The organism is Herbihabitans rhizosphaerae (assembly GCF_004216555.1).
GTDB lineage: Bacteria > Actinomycetota > Actinomycetes > Mycobacteriales > Pseudonocardiaceae > Herbihabitans > Herbihabitans rhizosphaerae.
This window is the reverse complement of the sequence record NZ_SGWQ01000004.1, coordinates 359,126-381,614: the sequence shown is the minus strand read 5'-3', so window position 1 is coordinate 381,614 and position 22,489 is coordinate 359,126. Positions and strand designations below refer to the sequence as shown.

The window sequence follows — 22,489 nt, the reverse complement described above, 5'->3', positions numbered from 1 at the left end:
AGCGTCCCGCGGGGTACTGCCGACACGCCCCCCGATTCGCGGTGCCCCGCGGGACAACCATTCCCCACTGAAAGAGGTGTTCTTCGTGATTTCCCGCCGCAAGTTCCTCGGATACTCGGCCGCCGCGGCGAGCGTGCCCATCCTCGGATCGGCGTTCGGTGCCCACACCGCCGCCGCGGCCGCTCCGGAGACGCTCAAGTTCAGACTCGTCAACAACTCCGGCACCGCGGCGAACGCGTACGTCGTCGGGTTACACAAAGACTCGAGTGACGGCCGCGGGGTGTTCGTGAAGGCGGACAGCTCGACGTACTTCCCGCCCCGGCCGGGCGGCGGCGCGGAGCCGATCACCGAGAACGTGGCCATCCCGATCAACGGCTCGACCGAGGTGACGGTGCCGCGCATGTACGGCGCCCGCGTCTATTTCGTCACCGACGACAAACTCGAATTCCTTGCCGTTCAGGGCGATGGCGACAAAGCCGCGATCGCGCACCCGAGTTTCGTCAACGACGCCGACCCGAACTTCGGACGGAACTGGACGTTCGCCGAGTTCACCCTGGACCCCACGCAGATCTACGCGAACATCAGCTACGTCGACTTCGTGGCCGCGCCGATCGGGCTCAAGCTGGACCATGTCGGCGGCACCCAGGAGGTGCCCGGCCTCAACGGCGGCGCCGTGGACACGATCGCCACGGCGCTGCGCCAGGCCGACGGCGGCAAGTGGGGCGCCTGCGTGCAGGAGGCGAACGGCAAGGTCGTGCGGGTGCTGAACCCGAACCACCGACCGGACGACTTCGCCGGCTACCTGGAGCCGTTCGTGGACGAGGTGTGGAGCAAGTACGCCGGCGAGACACTGATCATCGACTCCCAGCGCGGCGACATCGGCATCCTCGAAGGGCGGGTCGAAGGTGATCAACTGGTGTTCGGCGCCGAGCGGTTCGGCAAGCCGACCTCGGCCGACATCTGGGGCTGCAACAGCGGCCCGTTCGCGAACAACCCCGGCTCGGACACCGAGCAGCGCAAGGCGATCGTGCCGAGGCTCGCGGCCGCGTTCAACCGCACCACACTGCTGATCAACAACAAGCAGCCGCACGAGGAGAAGCCGGAAACGTTCTACAAGCACTCGATCACCAACCACTACGCGCGGGTGGTGCACGAGAACCTGCCGGACGGCCGGGGCTACGCGTTCGCCTACGACGACGTGAGCGCGAACCCGAGCGAGGACCACAGTGGCAAGGTCAACCACGGCGAGCCGAACCTGCTCACGATCACCCTCAACCGCCTGCGCTGAACGCGCGAGTCCCGCGCTGTGCACCGGTGAGTCCCGCGCTCCGCACGATGCGGAGCGCGGGACTCGGGGTGTCTGAGCGCGGGACTCGCGAAACGTGCACCCGGCTCATCGGCTGCTCCCGGCCAGGAACTCGTCGAACGTGATCCGCCCGTCGGCGATGTTCGGGACGAGCACGCCGACCAGGACCGGCCCGACCCAGCCGAGCAGCGCGGGCGCGCCGTTGACCTCCTCGATCGACACCATGACACCGTCCGCGACACCACCCGGGCTCCGGCTGGCGACCGAGACGCCCAGCATGGCACGTTTGACAGTCGTACTAGTTTTAGGTCGTGCAACCTAATCCTGGTCCGAGTGAACTGACGTTCACGGAGGCCGCACGGCGCAAGCAGATCGTGACGGCCGCGATCGAGACCATCGCCGAGCTGGGCTACGGGCGCGCGTCGTTCGCACGGATCGCGAAGCGCGCCGGGCTGAGCAGCCCCGGGTTGATCTCGTACCACTTCGCGGGCAAGGACGACCTGATCGAACAGGTGGTCGCCGAGGTCTACGCCGTCGGCGGCGCCGTGGTCCGACCGCGAGCGGACGCGGCGGCCACCGCGATGGAGACGCTGCGCGGCTACATCGAAGGAAGCATCGCCTTCTACGACACGCATCGCTCGCACATGAAGGCGCTGGTGCAGATTCTCCTTGGCCACCCCGAGGCGCGCGGCCGCTGGTTCGACGAGCCCAACGCCGCGGAGTTGGACGGCCTGGAGGGGCTGCTCGCCCGCGGCCAGCGCGACGGCGAGTTCCGCGAGTTCCCCCCGCGCACCGTGGCGGTGATCATCCGCCAGCTGCTCTCCGGCGCGCTGCAGCACCTGCTCACCGAGCCGGATCTCGATCTTGCCGGTTACACACGCGAACTGGTGGCCGTGTGCGAGCACGCGGTCCGCGCCACCCATGACAAGGAGACCTGAGTGCCCGACATCGATGGTGTGACAGCACCCGCGTTCGACGCGGTCCGCGACGCCTTCGCCGCGAACTTCACCGACGGCAAGGAGATCGGCGCCGCGCTGTGCGTCTATCTGCGTGGCGAGAAGGTGGTCGATCTGTGGGGCGGGCTGGCCGATCCGGAGCACGATCGCCCCTGGCGGCACGACACGCTGCAGGCGGTGTACTCCACCACCAAGGGCGCGACGTCCGCGTGCGCGCTGGTGCTCGCCGAGCGCGGCGACCTGGACCTGGACGCGCCGGTCGCCGAGTACTGGCCGGAGTTCGCCGCGGCCGGCAAGCAGGACATCCCGGTGCGCTGGCTGCTCTCCCACCAGGCCGGCCTGCCGGTGCTCGATCAGCCGCTGTCGCTGGCCGGCGCGCTGACTTGGACGCCGATGGCCGAGGCGCTCGCGGCCCAGCGACCGTCCTGGACGCCCGGCAGCGAGCACGGCTACCACGCGCTCACCTTCGGCTGGCTCGTCGGCGAGGTCGTGCGCCGAGTGTCGGGTAAAAGCCTCGGCTCGTTCTTCCGCGACGAGATCGCCGAACCACTCGGGCTGGATTTCTGGATCGGGCTCCCGGAGTCCGAACACCACCGGGTCGCCCCGCTGATCGAGCCCACGCCCGATCCGGACGCGCTGGCCGGGATGGACCTCGACGCGCTCCCCGAGCCGATGCGCGACTTCATCACCGCCTACACCGACCCGACCTCGCTCACCCTGCGCTCCTACGCCTGCGTGGACCCTCGCCCGGACAACAACGACCCCACCGTGCTGGCCGCCGAGGTGCCCGCCACCAACGGCGTGTGCACCGCCCGCGCGCTCGCCACGTTCTACGCGGCGCTCATCGGCGAGATCGACGGGCACCGCGTGTTCGGCCCGTCCGCATTGAAGGAGGCCACGACCGAGCAGGCGGCGGGAATCGACCGCATCACTCGCACGCCGGTCCGCTGGACCACCGGCTACGCGCTCTGGACCGACCAGTCGCCCTGGCTGCCGCCGACCATGTTCGGCTTCTCCGGCCTCGGCGGGTCGATCGGATTCGCCGACCCGGACACCGGCCTCGCCGTCGGCTACGTCATGAACCACATCGTGCAGGGCATGGAGCCCGATCCGCGCGCGGCCAACCTCGTCACGGCCGTGCGCGAGTGCCTGCGGAGCAGCTGACCCTGGTGGCCCGCGAGCCCCCCGCGCCTGGCTGTGGGGCTCGCGGGCCTGTCAGGAGGTCAGCCGCCGGCGATCGCGCTGATCAACTCACCGTTGGTGGTGTCGCCGGACAGCTCCCAGAAAAAGGCGCCGCCGAGTCCCTGTTGGCGGCTGTAACCCATTTTGCCGCCGATCGTGGCCGGAGTGTCGTAGCTCCACCAGTTGTTGCCACAATGGGCGTAGGCGGTCCCGGCGACGGTTCCGTTCGACGGACATTTGTTCTTCAGCACCTTGTAGTCGTCGATTCCCTGTTCGTAGGTTCCCTGGGCGGGCCCGGTGGCCGTGCCACCCGGTGCGGCCTGGCTGACACCGGTCCAGCCGCGTCCGTAGAAACCGAGGCCGAGCAACAGTTTGTCGGCCGAAATGCCCTTCCCCTTCAGTTTCTGGATCGCCGCGTCGGAATGGAATCCCTGAATCGGGATTCCGGGCCAGGAGGTCAGCGGCGAATGCGGCGCGGTCGGTCCTTGCGGGGCCCAGCCGCCGAAGAAGTCGTAGGTCATCACGTTGTACCAGTCGACGTGGCTCGCCGCGCCGGCGTAGTCCGCCGCGTCGATCTTGCCGCCCTCGGTCGCGTCCGCGGTGATCGCGGCGGTGACCAGATCGCCGCCGAACCTGGTGCGCAGCGCGGACATCAGCTTCGGAAACGCGTCGAACCCACTCTCGTCACACGTCAGCCCGCAGGCGTTCGGGTACTCCCAGTCGATGTCGATCCCGTCGAACACGTCGGCCCAGCGCGGGTCCTCGACCAACTTGTGGCACGACTCCGCGAACGCGGCCGGATTCGCCGCCGCCTGCCCGAAGTTGCCGGACCAGGTCCAGCCGCCGAAGGACCACAACACCTTGATGTTCGGGTTCAGTTTCTTCAATTTGCGCAGTTGGTTGAAATTGCCGCGCAGTGCGCCGGGATCCCAGGTGTCCGGCGTGCCGTCGACGCTCGCGTTGGCGTCGTAGAACTTGTCGTAGTCGGCATAGGCGTCACCGATCGCGCACTGGCCGTTGGTGACGTTTCCGAACGCGTAGTTGATGTGCGTGAGCTTGTCGGCCGAACCGGACGTCTTGATGTTCTTGACGTGGTAATTGCGGGCGTACACGCCCCATTCGGTGAAATAGCCGAGCAGCTTTCCGGCGGCGGCCGGTGCGGCTTCTGACGTGCTGGCGGGCGCGGCATCGGGTGCCGCGGCCGCGCCGTTCGCCGGAGCCACCGTGACGCCGAGCGTCAGCGCCACGACTCCGGCGGCCAGGGCCACCAGCCGTTTCTTGATCTTGGACATCGCGTTCCCTCGCTGCAGGGCAGACGCGACACACAGGGCAGGCGGTGCGTTCCCAGGCGTAGCCGGATCAGGGGCCATCGGTCAACCCCTCACACCGCCGGAGCACACGGATGGAGTAGCCCGTTAGCCCGAGAAGACCTCGTCGCGGGCTCGGTCCACGGCGGCGTGCAACGCGCCCCGCAGCACCGGGTTGCCGGTCACCTCGCTCGGCGTGACCGTGGGCTCGGTCGGCGAGATCCGGCCGACCTCGCGGGCCACCCGGTCGGCCAGGTCCGCCCCGCCGGCACGGCCAAGCGCGCCGGCCAGCACCAGCGCGCCGGGGTCGAGCACGATGTTCACCGCGGCCACGCCGTAGGAGATCCGCAGGGCCAGCTCGTCCAAGAACGCGTCCACCGAACCGTCCACCGCGGCCGTCACGGCGTCGGTCGCCGTCGCCGCGTCGATGCCGTGCGTGCGCGCCAGGTCCAGCACGGCGTCCGCGCTGACCAGCGAGCCGAACCCGCCGCCGAGTGCGGGCAGGCCGGTGGACGCCGATTCCCTGATCGTGTTGGGCAGTCCGACCCCGGGCACCGGCAGGTAGCCGATCTCCCCCGCCGCGCCGGACAGGCCCCGGTGCAGCCGGCCGCCGATCATCACGCCGAGGCCGACACCGCGGTCGATCCACACCAGCGCGAAGTCGCCGGAACCCGCCCCGGCCCGCCCGCCGAACCCGTACTCCGCCTCCGCGACGGTCACCAGGTTCACGTCGTTCTCGATCCGCACCGGCCGGCGAAGATCGTTGCGCAGCGCGTCAAGGACACCCTCGTGCCACTGCGGAAGGTCGAACACGAACTGCACGTCGCCGGTGCGCGGGTCGACCACGCCGGGCGTGCCGATCACCACCGCGCGCAGCCGCGACTCGGCGATGCCGGCGGTGTCGCACGCCCTGGTCACCGCCTCGTGCACGACCCGAACGGGATCGGCGTCGCCGTTGGGATCCACGGTGATCTCGGCGGCCACCGCGCCGGTGATGTCGGCGATGCCGACCGTGACCGTGTCCGGGCCGACGTCGAGGCCGGCCACGTACGCGCTGACCGGGTTCACGCCGTACAGCAGCGCGCTCGGACCGCGCCCGCCGCCCTGCTGCCCGACCACTTCGACGAGCCCGCGTTCCTCGAGGCGGGTCAGCAACTGGGACGCGGTGACCTTGGACAGGCCGGTCTGCTCGCCGATCTGCGCCCTGGTCAGCGGCCCGGAGCGGACCAGGAGCTCCAGCGCGGCCCGGTCGTTGAGCTCGCGCAGCAGGCGGGGCGTGCCCGGCCGTGTCGTCATCCCGATCCTCCTCGAGGGTTTTATTTAGGAAAGTTTCCTGTTAGTTTACCCGAACATCCCACACCATCCACGCAGACACCGGCAGGCAGGCAGGTGGTGCGTCGAAGGGAGTCGCGGCAGTGAAGACCAGCAGACTCGCGGCACTTGCCGCACTGGCTTTGGTGGTCACCGGGTGCGGTTCGAGCACCGGTTCCACCGACGGCGCCGCCGGCGACGGTGGCCCACCTCCGATCCTCACCGTGTGGCAGATGGGCCCCGGCAGCCCTGAGCAGACCACCTTCCTGGACGGCGTCGAAGCCGAGTTCCGCAAGAACTACCCGAACACCGACGTCGTGATCAAGTACGTGCCGTGGTCCCAGGCGGCGACGGCGTTCCAGAAGGCCGCGGCCGGCGGTGAGGGTCCGGACGTGACCGAGATCGGCAACACCGATGTGCAGTCCCACATCGAACAGGGGAATCTGGCCGACATCAGCGCGGAGGTCAACGCGTGGCCGGAGGGCAAGGATCTCAACAAGGGGGCACTGGCCAACGACCAGGCGAACGGCAAGACCTACGCCGTTCCGTGGTACGGCGGCGTACGGGCGGTCTGGTACCGAAAGGACTGGTTCGCCGAACTGAACATCGCCGTTCCGAAGAGCTGGCCGGAACTCGTGGCGGCGGCCCGCAAGATCCAGGACACGAAGAAGGTGCCCGGAATCGCGGCGCCGAGCGACCAGACCAACGCGATCCTCAGTTTCGTCTGGGCGAACGGCGGAGACATCGCCGCGAAGGAAGGCAACAAATGGGTCGGCAAGCTGGCCGATCCGAAAGCCCGCCAGGCGCTGGAGTTCTACACCGGATTGGTGCGGACCGAACGCGTCGCGCCGGACAAGTACGTCGGCAAGAACGAGTTGCAAGGTCCGCAACAGGATTTCGCACTCGGACAGCTCGGCATGTACATCGACGGTAGCTGGGCGCTTCCGGAACTGAAGCAGATCAAGGACGACTCGGCCAACTGGGGCACCTTCCCGGTTCCCGGGCCGACCGGAGGAACGGCGCCGGTCTTCTCCGGCGGATCGGACCTCGCCATTTGGCAGACCACCAAGTCGAAGAAGGCGTCGTTCGACTACATCACGGTGCTCAACAACAAGCGCAACGCCCAGGTGTTCGCCGATTCGCAGAAGTTCCTCCCGCAGTTCACCGATCTGCTGCGCGGCTCCCGATACGCGTCCGATCCGCTCATGAGCGCGTTCGCCACCGCGGCCAACGCCGGTGTGCGGTTCACGCCGACGAGCAAGGGCTGGGCGGACTACGAACAGTCGAAGAAAGTACTCCCGAACGCCGTCAAGGAGGTCATGCAAGGCGCGTCGGTGGAAACCGCGTGTAAGCAGGCCGATCAGCAAGCCGGCCAGTTGCTCAACCCGTGATCCGAACCCGCACCCGGATCACGCCGTACTTGCTGATCCTCCCGACACTGGTCGTCATCGGAGCCCTGCTGTTCTGGCCGATGATCCAGATCGGGATGCTCTCCGCGCAGCAGGTGGGACACCGCCAGCTGCGCGGAGAGCCGGCCCAATGGGTCGGCACCGACAACTACACCGCCGTGCTGGAAAGCGATCTGTTCTGGTCGAGTTTCATGCACACGGTGCTGTTCGCCGCGGTGGCGGTGACCCTGACGATGGCGGTCGGGACGGCGGTGGGCCTGCTGCTGAACCAGTTGCGCGGCCGGATGTCGAACTTCGTCGCCGGCGGCGTGATGATCGCGTGGGCCACCCCGCCGATCACCGCGGCCATCGTGTTCTCCTGGCTTTTCGGCAGCACCGGCGGCCTGGCCAACTGGGTGCTCGAGGCGCTGCCGGACGCTCTGGTCGGCGGCGGCTGGCGTGATTACAACTGGTTCGGCAGCCCGTTTCCCACCTATGTCGTGCTGACCGTGTGCGTGGTGTGGCAGTCCTTTCCGTTCGTCGCGGTATCGGTGCTCGCCGGCCTGAAAAGCGTTCCCGGTGAGCTGTTCGAAGCGGCGAAGGTCGACGGCGCGAGTGCCTGGCGAACATTCTGGCGCATCACCTTTCCGCTGCTGCGCCCCATTTTCCTGGTACTGCTGGTGCTGTCGATCATCTGGGACTTCAAGGTGTTCACCCAGCTGTTCGTGATGTCCGGGCTCGCCAATCGCGACGCCTACAACCTCTCGCTGTTCGCCTACGCGGAGGCATTCGGGTCGATGAACGCGAAACTCGGGCTCGGATCGGCCATCGCGACCGTGCTCACGGTGATTCTGCTCGTGGTCACCGCGCTCTACGTGCGAATGATGGTGCGGCGGGGCGAACTGGCATGAAGTCACGGTCACGAATTCTGGTCAACGCCACCGGCCTCGCGGTATTCGCGGTGACCGTGTTCCCGGTGTTCTGGATGGTCTCCACGGCGTTGAAGCCGAACGAGGAGATCTTCAGCACCACGCCGCGCCCGCTGCCCGGCGACCCCACATTCCGGCATTTCGACTTCGTGCTGAACGGCGGAATCGCGAACACGTCGTTCTGGAGTTACCTCGGCAACAGCCTCATACTCGCGCTGGTCACCGTCGTGGCGTCGGGACTGCTCGCGCTGCTGGCCGCCGTCGCGCTGGTCCGGTTCAGATTCAAATTCCGCACCACCTATCTGGTGATGCTGCTGGTCGTGCAGATGGTGCCGGCCGAGGCGCTGGTGATTCCGCTGTTCCTGGACCTCAAACAGTTGGCACTGCTGGACAATCTCGCCGGGCTCGCACTGGTGTACATCGCCTTCTCACTGCCGTTCTCCATCTGGATGCTGCGCTCATTCGTCGCGGCCGTGCCACGCGAATTGGAGGAGGCGGCGCTGATCGACGGCGCCGGCCCGGTGCGCGCGTTTTTCAGCGTGCTGCTGCCGCTGGTGACGCCCGGGCTGATCGCGACCAGCATCTTCTCGTTCATCACCGCGTGGAACGAGTTCGTTTTCGCCTTCACGTTCCTGGACGACCAGGCGAAATACACGCTGCCGATCATGTTGCAGTACTTCTTCGGCCGTAGCGGCAACGAGTGGGGGCCGATCATGGCCGCGTCCACCCTGCTGACCGTGCCGGTGATCTTGTTCTTCCTCCTCGTGCAAAGACGAATGGTGTCAGGGCTGACCGCCGGAGCGGTGAAGGGATAAACGCAATGACCGAGCTGGAAAGCCTTGCCAGGAGCACGCTGTTGCCCTCGTTCGCGGGCGACGCCCCGCCGGACTGGCTGCTGCGGGAGGTGGACGCCGGACTGGCCGGCGTGACCCTGTTCGCGATCAACGGCAACATGCCGGACTCCGCCGGGCTGGCCGCGCTCACCGGTGCCCTGCGGCGGGCCGGTGATCCGCTGATCGCCACCGACGAGGAGGGTGGCGACGTCACCCGGCTCGCGCACCTCACCGGGAGCCCGTACCCGGGCAACGCCGCGCTAGGCGCCGTCGACGATCCGGACCTGACCGCCGGCGTCTACCGGTCACTGGGTGCCGAACTGGCCCAGGCCGGCGTCAACCTGGACTTCGCGCCGACCGTGGACGTCAACACCGTGCCGGACAACCCGATCATCGGAACCCGCGCGTTCGGCGGCGACCCGGCACTGGTGGCCCGGCACACCACGGCGGCCGTGCGGGGACTGCAGGACGCCGGGATCGCCGCGTGCGCCAAGCACTTCCCCGGGCACGGCGCGACCGCCGTCGACTCCCACCACGAGGCGCCGGTGGTCGACGCGGACCGCGAACTGCTCGCCCGACGGGAACTCGTCCCGTTCGACGCGGCGATCGCGGCCGGCTGCCGGGCGGTGATGCTGGGCCACCTGATCGTCCCGGCGGTCACCGGCACGACGCCGGCGACGCTGTCCCCCGGCGCGGTCGCCCTGCTCCGCGACGAGCTGGGCTTCACCGGTGTGATCGTCACCGACGCGTTGGACATGCGCGGGGCCAGCGGCCGCATCGGCATTCCCGAGGCGTCCGTGCGAGCCCTGATCGCCGGCGCCGACCTGCTCTGCCTCGGCCCCCGCGAGCGCCGGGACAGCCTCGCCTCGGTGATCGTCGCGATCCGGCAGGCCGTCGAGGCCGGGCGGCTGTCGGTCGACCGGCTCGCCGAGTCCGCGGAACGGGTGCGCGAGTTGAAGGCGTGGCTGACCCGGCCGGCCAGCTCGGCGGCGGACCCCGGCATCGGCATCGAGGCGGCCCGGCGTGCCGTGCTGACCACCGGCGAGCCGCGGCTGACCGCTCCCCCGCTGGTCATCGAGGCGAACGCGCCGGCCAACATCGCGGTCGGACCGGTGCCGTGGGGCTTCGGCCGATGGCTGCCGGCCGACGACGTGCTGCGGGTCGATCCGGACGACGCCGACGCGCACGCACTCGCCACCGCCGCGAACGGCCGGCCGGTGGTCCTGGTGCTCCGCGACGCGCACCGGCACCTCGCGCAACGCGCGCTCGCCACCGCGTTGCGCTCGGCCCGGCCGGACACCATCGTGGTCGAACTCGGCCTGCCGATCTGGCGGCCGCCGGACGGTCAGTACGTCGCGGCCTACGGCGCCACCCTGGCCAACACCACCGCCGTCGCAGAACTCCTCGGCCTGACCGCACGACTTTCCTAAGGCGATGTAAGGAAGCCGCCGCGCGTATTGCCGGGGTCGGTCCGCGATCCGCACTGTTGCCCAGATCACGCAACGGTGCGCGGGAGGATCGCGGATGAGCCAGTCAACGGAAACCACGGAGCGGACCGGCGAACGCCGGGTCATCAGCAACATCGTCAAGGGCTCGATCGGCAATTTGATCGAGTGGTACGACGCAACATATGCACCTTTAAGGGAGCAGCGTCGTGGATATCGACTGGTCACAGGTCAGATACGAGTGCTGGAAGACGGTTGAGTACCTCGGCAACGTGCTCATCATCGGTCTGATGATGATGCTTGCGCTTGTGTGCTCGCTGGACCTGCCCGAGCAGTCGGGCGCGCCGTTCGAGTGCGACACGACCAGCATGTTCACGCCTGACGTTCCGCTCGACACAGCTCAGGTGGAGACTGGTCCCGTGGAGTGTGACGAGGACGGCTCGTGCACCGATGGGTTGAGGACATGGGAGGTATGGAGCCGATGAACGAGGAAGAATTCGCCGCCGCGATGGTGTCGGAAATCGCGAACATGGAGCAGGAGGCTAGGGCGCTCACGCCGGAGCTTGCCCGCCTCGCGCGGAGCACTCAGGACGACGTGTTCGACCCGGAGGGCATGGCGCACACGGTGGCGCACGTGAGCCGCGACGGCGGTACCACGACGATCATGAACTGGGGTGGACAGAAGACCGCGCATCCGACGTCGAACCTGTCGGCCAGTCGGAGGCTGCTGGAGGCCGCACGTCGGCAGGGGGCGCCCGGATGAGCGGGCAGAACAGTATTCCGAAGGCGAGCACCGCAGTAGACGCGCACGCTTCAAAGGCTGCCGGACAACAACTGGGGCGCCGTGACCGTGGAGGGCAGCGACGTGGTGTATGAGTGCGGGTTCTGCGGCATGTTTGGGGCCACGCTGAGTGCCGCGTATGTACACAGGCGGGCACGCGAGATTGAGGGAGGCCGGAACGATGAGTGAGACCGAGGGCGTTGTTCGGCCCGAGGGTGATCGGTGGCTCGCCACGTGTGGGCTCGGCAGCCACACTCGCCAGCTCGGCGTGTACGCCACCCGCGAAGAGGCCGTCACGGTGGCGGGCGAGGGCGGGCGCCGGGTGGTCTTCGCGAACAAGGGCGAGTCAGGCTGGGACGCGTACGTGCGCGTGCAGCGCGAGGATGTCGCGGCGACCGTCGGCTTGCCCGTGGACTGGATGTCGTCCGGCGACGTGCTCGCGGTCGAGTTGGACGAACTGACGGGGCACCCACATTGGGGAGGCGACCCGGAGCACGCACGGAAGACGTTGGAGGCCAAGGGACTCTACGTCTGGCAGCACCGAACGGAGCGCAAGACGAGCGGATACCGCCTCGCGCCCCACGGCGACACGGTACGTGCCGCGCTTGTGGCTGGGCACATGTCCCGCCGCGTGCTGCTGTGCGACTCGCGGCCGTGGCCTTCCGAGGAGCCCGGACACCCGCGCGGCGCTGCTTGCGTGCGTTGCGGTGGGCGCGCGTACTACGGCGACAGAGAGACGGAGTAACGCGTCGGTGCTCGTGTGCGACACTACGGACGCGCGCACCATTGTCCCCGCCTTTTCGCGGGGCTCGAAGGCAGCCCCCGGAGACCCCCAGTCCGGGGGCTTTCTTCATGCGACGGCCCCTCGGGAGAAACCCACTCCCAAGGGGCCGTGCTGCACCTCTTATGCGCTACGTCACACGGCCGCCGCACCGCGCTTGGCCGCGCTGATCAAGCCGGCGAGATCGACCGCCGCGAGTACGGGGCCGTCCGGGTTCTTACTGTCACGAACGGCTCCGCCGGCTGAGTGCGCCAACTCTACGCACTGCTCGCCTCCGCCGCTCCGGCTGGACTTGCGCCACGAGGCGCCGGGAAGATCACGGGCTCGCATTCGCCCCTCCTACGTAAGGTCTGAAATTCGCTGGTCGAGCATGGCAACGGAGGCTATCCGACTGTTCGCCACGGCCCGGAGGCGATCATAAGCCACGCCATAGGATCGAGCGTGCTCGCGGCCCAGGTAGTCACTCGACGTCAGCCCCTCGACGTAGACCACTCCAGGGCGACCGGGAAAGATCGTGATCAGGCTAAAAGCGAGCCCATGCGATGAGTGCGCGCCCGACTGGTACGGGACGATCTGAACTGTGATGTTGGGTCGCTCCGCAAGCTCGCGCACGCGAACGAGTTGCTCCCTCAGTACGGGCGGTCCGCCGATCTCGCGGCGAAGCGCCTCCTCCCCGACGATCAACCACAGCGCCGTGCTGTCGTCGGTCTCCCAGCGCTCGGCGCGGCGGGCGCGGTCCTCTGCCATTCGGTCCACGTCCGCCGGGGACACCACTACGGACTCCGTCAACATGGCCCGCGCGTACGCCTCCGTTTGAACGGTTCCGGGGAAGGTGTCCACGCTCCAAATCCGTAGCTCCGACGCTGCCGCGACGAGATGCACATACTTGGCCGCCCACTCCGGCACCCGAGCGGGCGGGAGCCTGCGTCGAGAGTCGGTCGCCAGCACTTGTAGCCGTCGAGCGCGCTCCGCGTCGATTTCGTAGACCTCTACGGCGCGGCGCAGGTCCGCGTCCTTGGTCTTCATGTCGCCGGCTTCGATCTTGGAGAGCTTCCCCGAGTACCAATCGAGAGCCTTGGACGCGGCGGCCGTGGACAGCCCGCGTGTCTCCCGCGCCTCGCGTAGTTCCGCGCCTAGAAGAATTCGTTGCACGATCGGACCGGGGTCTACATCCATGTCACGGAGCATAGCCGGCTACTCCCATTGGGTGATATTCCACTACCGCTCACCTGAAACTAGAAATTCTGGTTTAGTCTGACAGCAGTCGGCGGGGCCGTTGGAGAAGCAGAGTCCAGGCTGTGTGGGCTGGACCCGCTTACCCACCCCCCTGGTATGTCGTGCGAGCGGCCCTAATCCCCTCCCGCGACAGGCCAGTCACCAGCGGTCTCGTCGGCGCCAAACGGATGAAGGGGTCGGCGGTGCTCACGTCAGAGCTTGATCACTGGATCGATGAACTACGGCGCCGCCGCTGGTCCTTCTACTACTTCCCCAACCGCCACGCGCCGGAGATCGTCGCGGCAGTTTGGCTGTGGCACGAGTGCGCCGACGTCATACTCTTGTACCGCGAAGACAAGATGGTCGCGTTCCGAACACCGGACGTGGGCGACCCTCTGTGTCCGGAGTGGGTGACCGCGTTTTACGGGACCGACGACCAGACGACCACCGTGTGGGTTATCCGCTGGGCTCTCGGGCTCCCCGAACCGGGCACCGACCAGGAGAGCCACTACGTGCACCTCATGTCCGCGCCTGCCTCGTGTCGGGTCGAGCGTGCGCGGCCGATGGTCCACCGACCGGGGGTGCAGGCGTGAGCACCATGGACGGCGCACGAACTCATCGCGGCACGTGGTGCCGAGACCCATGGGAGCCGGTCGTGCACTGGGTGCCGGCGGGCGCGGTGGTGTCGGTTCAAGGCCGTGGTCTTCGCCGCGTCGAGATCGCGCGGTCCGTGTGCGCCGGGGTGGCGATCGTATGGCCGCTTCGTCGGCAGCACGCGACGGACACGCGCCCTTGCGACTCGTGCGCACGCTCGACGGCCCTCAGGAACGCCACCGGATCGGGTCTATCGGGATCGACCGGTACACTGCGAAGCTGATCGGTATGGGAAAGCACGATAAGCCGTGTCCGGCATGTAACGGGGCCGGCTGGGTGTGGGGCACCGTGGTCGACCGGAAGACCGGCAGCCGCAACCCGCACAAGGAGACGTGCCCCGGTTGCGGAGGGACGGGCAAATGATACCCGCGATGAAGTACAGCCATGCACCGCGCTGTAGGGCGTGCGGGTGCCGCGCGTTGCTCGTGCGCGACACAGCGGAGGCGCTCGTAATCGAGTCCCTCGGGCGCCTGGAGATGGTCGAGTGTCCTCACTCTCGCGGAGGCTGGCACGTCTGGGCTCCCAAACTGGAAACGGGATACGCACGGACCTAGAGACCCTGAAACGCAAAAAGGCACCCCGCCGGCCCGAAGGCTAGCGGGGTGCCCTTGTCTCCCCCAGGCTGCGATCCGGCTTAGTAGTCCGTCCGCGTACGCCCGAGGTGTTCTCAGTATACGTCACGGCTGTAGCTCCGCGAGGCGCTCCTCTATGCACCAGAGCGCCTGTCGCGCACCATATGCGCGATCATCGTTCCAGGTCTTGCGGTGTAGCGCGAGGAGGGCGCGGACCACGGCCTCGGCGGCTGCCTCTCCCGGATGCAGCGCTGCTTTGCCGTCCTGGGCCTGGTCTTCGGCGTCGATCGCAGCGTCGAGGAGCATTCGGGCGTAGGGGTCAGCCACCGGTCACCCCCAATTCGTCGGCGATCGCCCGCACCGTGGGGCACGGGTACAGCACCGAAGGAACGTAGTCGTCGTCGGCGTTCGCCGGGGTGCACTCGGCGCACCGATCCGGAGCGCGGGAGTCGTCGCACCCGTCGAAGTCGTAGTCCCCCGCTTCGAGGTGGACGGAGGTGTCCTCGTGCTCTTCGAAGGTGTGCTGGGTGCACTCCTCGTACCAGGCCGACGGCTTGTGCAGGTCGAGCACGGCGTTGATCGCGGCGATGAACGGGGTTGCCGGTCCGCCGTGGTATGGGTCGATCTCGGCGCGGATCTTGTCGGCGATAGTGGCCATCACGCCTCACCGGCCAGCGCACGCCGAAGGTCATCTGCCCGCACGGTCTTGCGGCCACCGTGGAGGAGCTGTCGGACAGCCTCGATTCGCCGCTCGTCGGCTGTCCGCTTGCGCTCACGGGCGGACAGATCAACCGGCACCAGCGCGTATAGCGACCAGTCCCATCCGGCTTGACGGCACTCAGCGAGTGACTTGTCGCCAGCCTCTCTGGTGGCGTGGACCTCGACGTCCCAGTCGACGTGCATGCGGTCGTGCTCGTAGCCCACGACCACGAAGCCTTCGATCTCGTCGGTGGCCATCACTGCTCACCGCCCCGAACCTCAGCGGCGGCGACAGCGGCACGGGCCTCACCTGTCGCCTCGCGCTCCATGATCCGCTTGCACCGCGCGCACGAGACCTTGGACCAGTCTCGCGCCTGAACCTGGGGGTTGGCGAACGGCTTGTTCACGTTGGCGCCGCACAGCGGAATCTTGTTCGCGCGGGCCGCGTGGCCGGCGCCCTGTCCGGACTTCGTGAACGTGACAGTGAGGCGCTCGCTCATCGGGTTGCCTCCTGCGCGATCTCGCCGCCGGTCTCCTGCCAGCGGTCGTAGGCGATCTCCAGTCCGCCGAAGACGTCGTCCTTGCCGCCCTTGGCCGCGTACGCCTCCGCCCACTTGCGCGAGCCCTTGATGGTCGGAACCTTGGTCCCATCCTCGCGCCCGTAGGCGTACGCGAAGGCCGCGACTAGCCGATTCTCTCTAACTTCCGCGCTCATCGGGTTGCCTCCGTCAGCTCGCGCTCGATGTCTGCGAGCCTCTCGGCGAGCTGCTCGCGCGTGAGCCCGTCGTTGAGGAACACCTCAACCGTCACGCTCAGCCGGCCATAGGCGTACGCGACGGCGTAGGCCGGGTCCTTACTCATTTGCTCGCCTCCTTGGCGTTGATGCGAGCGGCGGCACCCTCCAGGCGGCGGTATAGCCGCTCTAGGTGGGCGTCCTGGGCGCGGTAGGTGTCCGACTCCGATGCGAAGCTGACTACGCTCAACAGCAGCGACACGTCCGCCGTGTCGAGCGTGAGGGCCGTCATCGGGTCGCCTCCGTGTAGTAGACGCGGATGAACTTCTTTCCTCCGCCGCCGGCCTTGAACACGGGCACGTCCGCGTACTCGTGGCCGTTCTTCGCGCCCCACGTCCAGCCGGCAGCGCCACAGTGCGTGTGCGTCCGTCCCCGATACGTGAAGTCGTCGCCGGTCTCCAGGGCTAGCAGCGCGTCCAGAGTCATCGCGCCGTCACCTCCACCGGGTACCGCTCCGCCGTGACTGTGTGCGCCCGCTTGGTCTTGCCGTTCGCCGTAACGCACTCCGGCACCCAGAAGTCCGCGCCCACGGGCAGCGCCCGGATGCCGTGCGCTACGCCGTGCTCGCACGGGGACGTTTGCCGCATGGACACCACGTCCCCGCCGGCTCTCCGTCTCGTCGCCGTCGCCGTCACCATTTCGTGCTCCTTAGCCGTGAGTCGCCATCAGTTAGACTGACCCTAGACCGCGAGTCGCTATCAGTCAAGCGTAGGAGCAAGAGACTCTCCCGAGCAAAATCCCCAGCAGCGCCGCGAACGCAATCGCCGCTGGCGTAAGGGTTTTCGACGCCGGGGCGTAGCTGTCGGCGGCCTCGGAGAGGCGCACCAGCGCAACAGCCAGACCCAACAGGTCTTCGCTAGCGACTCTCACGCCCCGGCTTGCGCGTCCGGTTACCGGGATGCTCAGAAGGGCGTCACTCTCGGTGTCGGAGAGCCAATAGGCATCACCGATCCACCCCGCTACGGGACGCTCGGACGAGGCGCTCTCGGCCGCGTGCAGCGCCAGCTCCCGCGCCTCGGCAGGCGTGAAGGTGGCCTCGGCCGAGTCCGGGTAACCGTCGTCGCGGCCGTGCTCGGTGATCACGATCAGAACGGCGTCGCCGAACGTGCTCAGGGAAACGCGGTCTCCCTCGGTGTGATTGCACTCGAATGTGTACATGTGGTGGTTCCCCGCCTTCGTCAGTCCGTGATGTCGAGCTTTTCGGCCGTGGCCCCCAGTTTCTTCTCTGCCCGCGCGCGAACGGCGCGAACACCTCGATCCGTCATACCGAGCCGGTCCGCGATTTCGTTTTCGCGGAGGCGCTCGCCGGCCAATCCGGTGCGGAGTGCCATTACGTCGCGCTCCACACGGGTAAGCGGTGCCGCGTCCCAGATTTGATGCGCCAATTCGTGGCGCTCAACTTCCTCGAATGCGTCGTGGGGATCAGCAACGACGTCCGCATAGGTGAGTGTCGAATCACCGTTCACAGGTGAGGACCACTGGACAGTGACGGATGTCAGCGCCGAAAGAATGGACATGAACGTTGAGAATTCCATTCGCTGGCGCGGGTCGTCGGCGTGCTTCGCGCGGAGGTATCCGTACGCCGCAATGGGGTTGTATTCCCCGTCCTCGGTAATCGTCGCCCGGAGCGCGGAACGGACGCGCCGCTTTTCGCGGTCATTCGCGGTGACAGCGCCCGCCCGGATCGAGTCCGCGAGGTGACGCATGTGGCGGGACAGCGTGCGCCCGATGTACGGACCGACCTGCCCGCCGTACGTGGTGCCGATCACGCCCGCCCGAACGTCCTCCAGCAAGCGCGCCACACCCTCCTGATGGAGGTCGTCGCGCCCAAGCACAGATGCGGCCGACGCGCAAGCCCCGGCGGCTTGGTCGATTTCACCTGCGACACGGACGTAGAGCGGCAGCTCTGCGCCTCGGTCGCCGTCTGTGGCGTCCTTGACCAGTACATCTGTGGTTCGCAGGTCCGCGAGCGCGGCCTGCGCGAGGGTGTTCCCGGCCAATCGCGCGAGGTGCCCGGGGAGGGCATGCGAGGCAGGCGCGTTCGGGCTGCGCTGCGCACGGAGGGTAGTCGCAAGTTGGGTAGGACTGTCCGTCATTTGTTCACCTCGGACGTTGTGGGGGAGACAAGAGCGAAGCTAGACCTAGAGCGACTCACACGCAAACATGCGCTTACCCGGTCCGACCTGGCATGTAACACCAGGCCAGACCTGGAAACAGAGAAACCTACTTACCCGTAGGCGGGCGAGTCGCCCTAGATGCCCAGCAAAACAGTGAAAGCCATTAACAGTAGGCCGATCGGAGTACGGGCCAAGAGTTCCGTGGCGGAGGGTTGTCACCGGCGGGTTACACTCCCCCAAACGGGGGATGACGCCTAGCTCACGCTGTGACGATCGCCACAGTTGCCGTAGGCGGCCTCAGCTTCGGCCGCTGCCAGCATCGCGCGGTGCAAGTGCCGTGCAGCCTGTCGGACGCTCGCCCGCGCCTCCGCCACGGCGCGGGCGTAGCCGCTCTCGTCGCGCCACACCACGAGGTCTTCGACAGGGCGACGCACCCCCTTCACCAGTGGGCCGGACACTTGAGGCGGGGTTGATTCCATGGACTCGATGATCTCCGCCCACCGAACCGCGAGAGCGATGTTTTCTTGCATCCACACCAGGTCGCCCCTTGACCCGTCGAAGTTCTGTTCCGTCATTCGTAGTCCCTCTCGGACTCGTAGGTGGCTATCAATTCGTCGGCCCGCGCGAGATAGGCAACGGCAGCTCGCAATAGGTCGGGCGAGTCCTGAAACTGTCCGATGCCGGCGTTGCACGTCGTGCACAGCAGCGCGCGAACGGTGTCGGTGATGTGGCAGTGGTCGACCACGAGGCCCTGAGTGAGGTCCGATTCCGCGCGCCCACAAATGGCACAGCAATAGCCCTGCTCATAGCGGAGTAGGTCTACTTGTTCGCTGCTGATCCCATAGCGCGAGCGATAGCGACGGTCCCGCTGATCAGCGAGCGTGCGGTGATAACGCTCTCGGGACACCGCTCGTGTGCACTCCGCACAATCGATCCGGCGGCCGTCACCGCGCTTGTGGAAGCAATAGACCGGCTTCGTCAGACCACACGATCGACACTGCCTTACGCCGCCGTCCACTCCGCCCACTGAGCGCGAGCCCGCTCCGCGTGGACGCTGAGCAGCCGGCCCGGGAGCCACGCGGCCAGGGCCTTCTTGCCCTTGCTGAGATTGCAGCTCTTACACGCGGGCGCGACGTTCCACGGTGCGTCCGCCCCGCCAAGCGCGAGCGGCTGAACGTGGTCGATGTGCTCCGACGCGACACCGCAATACAGGCACCGGTCTCCGTACAGCCGACGAAGCCACGGCACGTCGTACGGCACGTGCACGGTCTCGTACGCCGCGCTCCGCGTCGCGTGGCCGCGCTGACGTCCGCGATCGCGGGCACTCGGGAACACCCGCCATGCCCGGTCGCCGAACTCCCGGTGGTACCGGGTCGCCTGGACGAGCAGCACCGCGCCCACCGCGCGGACGTCCGGATCAGGCTCGGACAGCCACCACGCGATGATGTGGCACTGAGCCCAGAGCGCGGCGTCGGAGGCGTCGCCGTACTCCTCAGAGAGCGTCTCCACGGCCCGCTTCCGCGCCGCGCGGAAGTACGTCGATGCGCACCCTCGGCACATACGCTCCTGTCGCGGCCACTGCGTGGTGTACGTGCGGACGCCGGCCGTGGACGGGCAGTAGGAGCACTTCACAGGCGCGGCCATTTCGTGCTAGCCAGCATCGCGCGGAGAAGCTCTTCCGTCGGGTCCGCGCTCACCCGGAACGATCCGGTTCCCGCAGCCCGAGCCGGCGAGCCGTTCCGCGCCGGATCGGGAACGGATTGCGCGGCGCTATGGCTGCGATCCACTTCGCGTCCTCGATGACCGGCTCTCTGGGAGGCATCCGATACGGCACGCTCACAGCTCCACCTTTCTGTGCTCTCCATTGATGTAAAGCGTTCCCCACGATCGCCCGCCGATGGTCAGTTCGGTGTCCAGCGGCACCCCGAAGAAGCTGTCAACGCGCATTGTCCGCGCGATCTCGCGCCCGATCTCGTCCGCGTCCTTCTCCGGCGCGGAGAAAACAACCTCGTCGTGTACGGGGAGTCGGAGGAATTCCGTTAGGCCCTTCTCATCCAGGCGGAGGAGCGCTTCGGCAAGGACGTCGCGCGACGTGCTCTGAACCATGTAGTTCGTGGCCGCGTAGAGCCGGTCACGGTCCAGCGGGAGCCGGCGTCCGGCGGGAGTCACTACCTCGCGCCGACCGAATTCGGCGCGCTGCTGTAGCCGGCGCGAGTAGCGCTTAACGCCGCGATAGTTCTTGTCGTACGCCTCGATTGCCTCGCGCACTTGCTCGATTGGGGCGCCCGTTTGCCGAGACAGTGTGGTTGCCCCGCCGCCGTAGACCTTCCCGAAACCAACCCCTTTACAAATTTTCCGATGCCAGTCGGTGTAGTCCGGTCCGTAGATCAGCTCCGCCGTGTAGCCGTGCAGGTCCCGCCCTTCGCGAATCGCGTCGATCATGACCGTCTCGTCTGCGAGTGCCGCTAGCACGCGCATTTCCACGGCCGCGTAGTCCACGGCGCCGATCACGTGCCCCGGTTCCGCGAGCAGCGCCCGCCGGATGGTGGCGTCCGACGACGGGAGCTGTTGCAGCGGCGGCTTACTAATCGACATGCGCGCCGTCCGCGCTTGCAAGCTTGCAATATCCGGATGTACGCGGTCGTCTGCGTCGCGAATCGCGAGCATGGCTTCCGCGTATGATGTCCGCCACTTACCGGCCCGCTTGCTGCGCAACACGGCCTCCGCGAGCGGATTAGGCTCCCGGGCGCCGACTAGTTCCCATTTACGGTTGAGGTCGGCCAGCGGCATAAGGACTTCCTTGTCAACCTTCAACCCGCCGGAGTCCGTTGTCTCGGTAAGCTCCTCTCCCATCTCTACGAGCGCACTCGCGATTTGCTTGGGCGCGTTGACGGACGTGATGCCGTACCGGCGGGCGACTATCGCCCACTTCTCCGACTCCTCCGCCAGTTCGCCGGAGAGCTGCTCCGTGTACTCGACATCGAGCGGCATCCCGACGCGGCGCATCCGCGCACACACGAGACCGACTGCGCTCTCGAATTCCTCCAGGTGGTGTGCGCGGGCGTCGAGTAGATCGGCCTGCGCGTCGAAGAGGCGTGTCGCGAGGATCGGGTCCATGCCGGCGTAGAGCGTGTACGTCGGGTGGTAAAGATCGACCTCGCGCCACACCTTTTCCTTCGTGGTCCCGATCTCCCGAGCGAGAGCGACCATGCTCCCCTTCACTTCGCGGGCAACCTCCGCGTCGAGGTGCCGCCGGGTCAGCGCGTCCAGGCTTTGCCCGACGCCGCCGGGGTCTTGCGGTCCGCGCGGGTCGATCAGATGCGCGCGAACCTTGGTGTCCACCACGCGGGGCCAGAGGTCCGTCAGCTCGACGCCGGGAACGTGCGCGTCCACAACGAGCGCGTCAAACGGCGCGTTGTGGATCACGAGACACGGATGCCGGCGGAGCACGCCGGCCGTAGCCTCCAGCGCACCGGGAACGCCACCCTCCGAATCGACCGGCAGAACCCAGCCGCTACGCGCGTCCCCGAATTGCGCCGTGCGCAGGCGAAACGACGGCGCGTAAAAATCCAACCCTGTCGATTCCGTGTCGAATCCGAGCCGCTCGTCGCCGTGCGCGTTCAGCCACACGCGGAATGCGTCTAGGTCCTCCGTCCGCTCGATCACGCGAATGGCGACGGGCGCACCGTCGATCCGGTATGTGTGCTCGCGCATTAACGCTCCTCTCAGGCGTCGCCGCTGGTGACGTTCGCCGCGAGCACGGTGCAAACCATCTGCATTGCTTGTTCGGGCGTGAACCCAGCGCGGACGAACTCCGCGTACAGCTCGTTTAGCTGCATGGCGGTCGCCGCGAGCGGAGAGATATCCATTGCCGCACTTCCTTTCGGGCATGCGAAAAGGCCCCCACCATGCGGGCTGCGTGGTGAGGGCTATTCGAGAGTGGCTAGATCAAGCAGACAGTTCCCTATGCGCGTCAAGCACGTCCTCTGTCAGCGCCTCGCAGGCGTAGTGCCAGTCCGAGGTGTCGCCTTCGTCGCCCGGGAAGTGCTTAGTAACCAACACACTCAAGACGGCGGAAGCGACGGCGCGGGCCTCATGTCCGAAGTCCACCGCCGTGAATTCGCGCTCGACGTTTCCTTGCGAATCAAGAAGGGGAACGGATACTCGCGCCATTCCTTCGGCAGCCGCGTCCACCAGGACCTTAACCGGGTCGTACATTC

33 protein-coding genes are annotated in these 22,489 nt (G+C 67.4%); 11 read left to right on the top strand and 22 right to left on the bottom strand.

Features of this window, described 5'->3' with window-relative positions; translation table 11 throughout:
* Positions 1-85: 85 nt before the first annotated feature.
* Positions 86-1,288, top strand: a complete 1,203-nt coding sequence (locus EV193_RS15275; protein WP_130344765.1) for a glycoside hydrolase family 64 protein — start codon at positions 86-88, stop codon at positions 1,286-1,288.
* A gap of 105 nt (positions 1,289-1,393) precedes the next feature.
* Here EV193_RS15275 and EV193_RS15270 read toward each other — a convergent pair whose 3' ends face one another.
* Complete coding sequence (locus tag EV193_RS15270) at positions 1,394-1,585, bottom strand: hypothetical protein (RefSeq protein ID WP_130344764.1); 192 nt, start codon at positions 1,583-1,585, stop codon at positions 1,394-1,396.
* 32 nt (positions 1,586-1,617) lie between these two features.
* Between EV193_RS15270 and EV193_RS15265 the strand changes: the two genes are divergently transcribed.
* Together EV193_RS15265 and EV193_RS15260 are read left to right on the top strand one after the other, a co-directional pair.
* Entirely contained in the window at positions 1,618-2,244 is a 627-nt protein-coding gene (locus EV193_RS15265) for a TetR/AcrR family transcriptional regulator (protein WP_130344763.1), read from the top strand.
* The gene (locus EV193_RS15260; RefSeq protein WP_130344762.1) at positions 2,245-3,426 is read left to right on the top strand and encodes a serine hydrolase domain-containing protein; all 1,182 of its coding nucleotides are present in this window, start codon (positions 2,245-2,247) and stop codon (positions 3,424-3,426) included. It begins immediately after the preceding gene.
* Positions 3,427-3,485: 59 nt separating this feature from the next.
* Here the strand turns inward: EV193_RS15260 and EV193_RS15255 are convergent, their stop codons facing one another.
* The gene (locus EV193_RS15255; protein WP_130344761.1) at positions 3,486-4,736 is read right to left on the bottom strand and encodes a glycoside hydrolase family 18 protein; all 1,251 of its coding nucleotides are present in this window, start codon (positions 4,734-4,736) and stop codon (positions 3,486-3,488) included.
* Between the two features lie 123 nt (positions 4,737-4,859).
* Entirely contained in the window at positions 4,860-6,047 is a 1,188-nt protein-coding gene (locus EV193_RS15250; protein WP_130344760.1) for an ROK family transcriptional regulator, read from the bottom strand.
* Between the two features lie 119 nt (positions 6,048-6,166).
* Here EV193_RS15250 and EV193_RS15245 point away from each other — a divergent pair, with 119 nt between their 5' ends.
* From EV193_RS15245 to EV193_RS15215, 7 genes are all read left to right on the top strand, one after another.
* Positions 6,167-7,453, top strand: coding sequence for an extracellular solute-binding protein (locus EV193_RS15245; protein WP_130344759.1), 1,287 nt, complete (start codon positions 6,167-6,169; stop codon positions 7,451-7,453).
* Entirely contained in the window at positions 7,450-8,361 is a 912-nt protein-coding gene (locus tag EV193_RS15240) for a carbohydrate ABC transporter permease (RefSeq protein WP_207222647.1), read from the top strand. The genes EV193_RS15245 and EV193_RS15240 overlap by 4 nt, the downstream gene beginning before the upstream one ends.
* Entirely contained in the window at positions 8,358-9,194 is an 837-nt protein-coding gene (locus tag EV193_RS15235; RefSeq protein ID WP_130344758.1) for a carbohydrate ABC transporter permease, read from the top strand. Before EV193_RS15240 ends, EV193_RS15235 begins: the two co-directional genes overlap by 4 nt.
* 5 nt (positions 9,195-9,199) lie before the next feature.
* The gene (locus EV193_RS15230; RefSeq protein WP_130344757.1) at positions 9,200-10,642 is read left to right on the top strand and encodes a glycoside hydrolase family 3 protein; all 1,443 of its coding nucleotides are present in this window, start codon (positions 9,200-9,202) and stop codon (positions 10,640-10,642) included.
* Between the two features lie 224 nt (positions 10,643-10,866).
* The gene (locus EV193_RS33305; protein WP_165401362.1) at positions 10,867-11,142 is read left to right on the top strand and encodes a hypothetical protein; all 276 of its coding nucleotides are present in this window, start codon (positions 10,867-10,869) and stop codon (positions 11,140-11,142) included.
* Positions 11,139-11,420 carry a hypothetical protein gene (locus EV193_RS15220; RefSeq protein ID WP_130344755.1) on the top strand — a complete coding sequence of 94 codons (282 nt, stop codon included), beginning with the start codon at positions 11,139-11,141 and terminating at the stop codon, positions 11,418-11,420. The genes EV193_RS33305 and EV193_RS15220 overlap by 4 nt, the downstream gene beginning before the upstream one ends.
* Before the next feature lie 199 nt (positions 11,421-11,619).
* Positions 11,620-12,183: a hypothetical protein gene (locus EV193_RS15215; RefSeq protein WP_130344754.1), complete on the top strand. Its 564-nt coding sequence runs from the start codon at positions 11,620-11,622 to the stop codon at positions 12,181-12,183.
* A 171-nt stretch (positions 12,184-12,354) separates the two neighbouring features.
* On the opposite strand, the gene EV193_RS15210 is transcribed toward EV193_RS15215, so the two are convergent.
* Positions 12,355-12,549: a DUF397 domain-containing protein gene (locus EV193_RS15210; RefSeq protein ID WP_130344753.1), complete on the bottom strand. Its 195-nt coding sequence runs from the start codon at positions 12,547-12,549 to the stop codon at positions 12,355-12,357.
* A 9-nt stretch (positions 12,550-12,558) separates the two neighbouring features.
* The gene (locus EV193_RS15205; RefSeq protein ID WP_165401361.1) at positions 12,559-13,395 is read right to left on the bottom strand and encodes a helix-turn-helix domain-containing protein; all 837 of its coding nucleotides are present in this window, start codon (positions 13,393-13,395) and stop codon (positions 12,559-12,561) included.
* Positions 13,396-13,637: 242 nt separating this feature from the next.
* On the opposite strand from EV193_RS15205, the gene EV193_RS15200 reads away from it, so the two are divergent.
* Positions 13,638-14,027 (top strand): hypothetical protein, encoded by a 390-nt coding sequence (locus tag EV193_RS15200; RefSeq protein WP_130344751.1) that lies wholly within the window; start codon positions 13,638-13,640, stop codon positions 14,025-14,027.
* Positions 14,028-14,765: 738 nt separating this feature from the next.
* Here EV193_RS15200 and EV193_RS15195 read toward each other — a convergent pair.
* The 17 genes from EV193_RS15195 to EV193_RS15130 form a co-directional block, all read right to left on the bottom strand.
* Positions 14,766-14,987, bottom strand: a complete 222-nt coding sequence (locus EV193_RS15195) for a hypothetical protein (RefSeq protein WP_130344750.1) — start codon at positions 14,985-14,987, stop codon at positions 14,766-14,768.
* A complete protein-coding gene (locus tag EV193_RS15190; RefSeq protein WP_130344749.1) occupies positions 14,980-15,318 on the bottom strand; it encodes a hypothetical protein in 339 nt (112 codons plus the stop codon). Before EV193_RS15190 ends, EV193_RS15195 begins: the two co-directional genes overlap by 8 nt.
* Positions 15,318-15,617 (bottom strand): hypothetical protein, encoded by a 300-nt coding sequence (locus EV193_RS15185; RefSeq protein WP_130344748.1) that lies wholly within the window; start codon positions 15,615-15,617, stop codon positions 15,318-15,320. Before EV193_RS15185 ends, EV193_RS15190 begins: the two co-directional genes overlap by 1 nt.
* Positions 15,617-15,859 carry a hypothetical protein gene (locus tag EV193_RS15180; protein ID WP_130344747.1) on the bottom strand — a complete coding sequence of 81 codons (243 nt, stop codon included), beginning with the start codon at positions 15,857-15,859 and terminating at the stop codon, positions 15,617-15,619. Before EV193_RS15180 ends, EV193_RS15185 begins: the two co-directional genes overlap by 1 nt.
* The gene (locus tag EV193_RS15175) at positions 15,856-16,074 is read right to left on the bottom strand and encodes a hypothetical protein (protein ID WP_130344746.1); all 219 of its coding nucleotides are present in this window, start codon (positions 16,072-16,074) and stop codon (positions 15,856-15,858) included. Before EV193_RS15175 ends, EV193_RS15180 begins: the two co-directional genes overlap by 4 nt.
* Positions 16,071-16,220, bottom strand: a complete 150-nt coding sequence (locus tag EV193_RS33300; protein WP_165401360.1) for a hypothetical protein — start codon at positions 16,218-16,220, stop codon at positions 16,071-16,073. Before EV193_RS33300 ends, EV193_RS15175 begins: the two co-directional genes overlap by 4 nt.
* Complete coding sequence (locus EV193_RS33295; protein ID WP_165401359.1) at positions 16,217-16,384, bottom strand: hypothetical protein; 168 nt, start codon at positions 16,382-16,384, stop codon at positions 16,217-16,219. Before EV193_RS33295 ends, EV193_RS33300 begins: the two co-directional genes overlap by 4 nt.
* Complete coding sequence (locus EV193_RS15170) at positions 16,381-16,578, bottom strand: hypothetical protein (protein WP_130344745.1); 198 nt, start codon at positions 16,576-16,578, stop codon at positions 16,381-16,383. Before EV193_RS15170 ends, EV193_RS33295 begins: the two co-directional genes overlap by 4 nt.
* Complete coding sequence (locus tag EV193_RS15165) at positions 16,575-16,790, bottom strand: hypothetical protein (RefSeq protein WP_130344744.1); 216 nt, start codon at positions 16,788-16,790, stop codon at positions 16,575-16,577. The genes EV193_RS15170 and EV193_RS15165 overlap by 4 nt, the downstream gene beginning before the upstream one ends.
* Before the next feature lie 64 nt (positions 16,791-16,854).
* The gene (locus tag EV193_RS15160) at positions 16,855-17,310 is read right to left on the bottom strand and encodes a hypothetical protein (protein WP_130344743.1); all 456 of its coding nucleotides are present in this window, start codon (positions 17,308-17,310) and stop codon (positions 16,855-16,857) included.
* A gap of 20 nt (positions 17,311-17,330) precedes the next feature.
* Positions 17,331-18,248, bottom strand: coding sequence for a sigma-70 RNA polymerase sigma factor region 4 domain-containing protein (locus EV193_RS15155; RefSeq protein WP_130344742.1), 918 nt, complete (start codon positions 18,246-18,248; stop codon positions 17,331-17,333).
* A 275-nt stretch (positions 18,249-18,523) separates the two neighbouring features.
* Positions 18,524-18,844, bottom strand: coding sequence for a hypothetical protein (locus tag EV193_RS15150; protein ID WP_130344741.1), 321 nt, complete (start codon positions 18,842-18,844; stop codon positions 18,524-18,526).
* Complete coding sequence (locus EV193_RS33290) at positions 18,841-19,176, bottom strand: endonuclease VII domain-containing protein (protein ID WP_165401358.1); 336 nt, start codon at positions 19,174-19,176, stop codon at positions 18,841-18,843. Before EV193_RS33290 ends, EV193_RS15150 begins: the two co-directional genes overlap by 4 nt.
* A 95-nt stretch (positions 19,177-19,271) precedes the next feature.
* Positions 19,272-19,778 (bottom strand): HNH endonuclease, encoded by a 507-nt coding sequence (locus EV193_RS15140; protein WP_165401357.1) that lies wholly within the window; start codon positions 19,776-19,778, stop codon positions 19,272-19,274.
* Positions 19,779-20,105: 327 nt separating this feature from the next.
* On the bottom strand, positions 20,106-21,983 hold the full coding sequence (locus tag EV193_RS15135; RefSeq protein WP_130344738.1) for a DNA polymerase: 1,878 nt from the start codon (positions 21,981-21,983) through the stop codon (positions 20,106-20,108).
* 11 nt (positions 21,984-21,994) lie between these two features.
* Positions 21,995-22,138, bottom strand: a complete 144-nt coding sequence (locus EV193_RS33285) for a hypothetical protein (RefSeq protein ID WP_165401356.1) — start codon at positions 22,136-22,138, stop codon at positions 21,995-21,997.
* Between the two features lie 79 nt (positions 22,139-22,217).
* Complete coding sequence (locus EV193_RS15130) at positions 22,218-22,487, bottom strand: hypothetical protein (RefSeq protein ID WP_130344737.1); 270 nt, start codon at positions 22,485-22,487, stop codon at positions 22,218-22,220.
* Positions 22,488-22,489 lie beyond the last annotated feature (2 nt).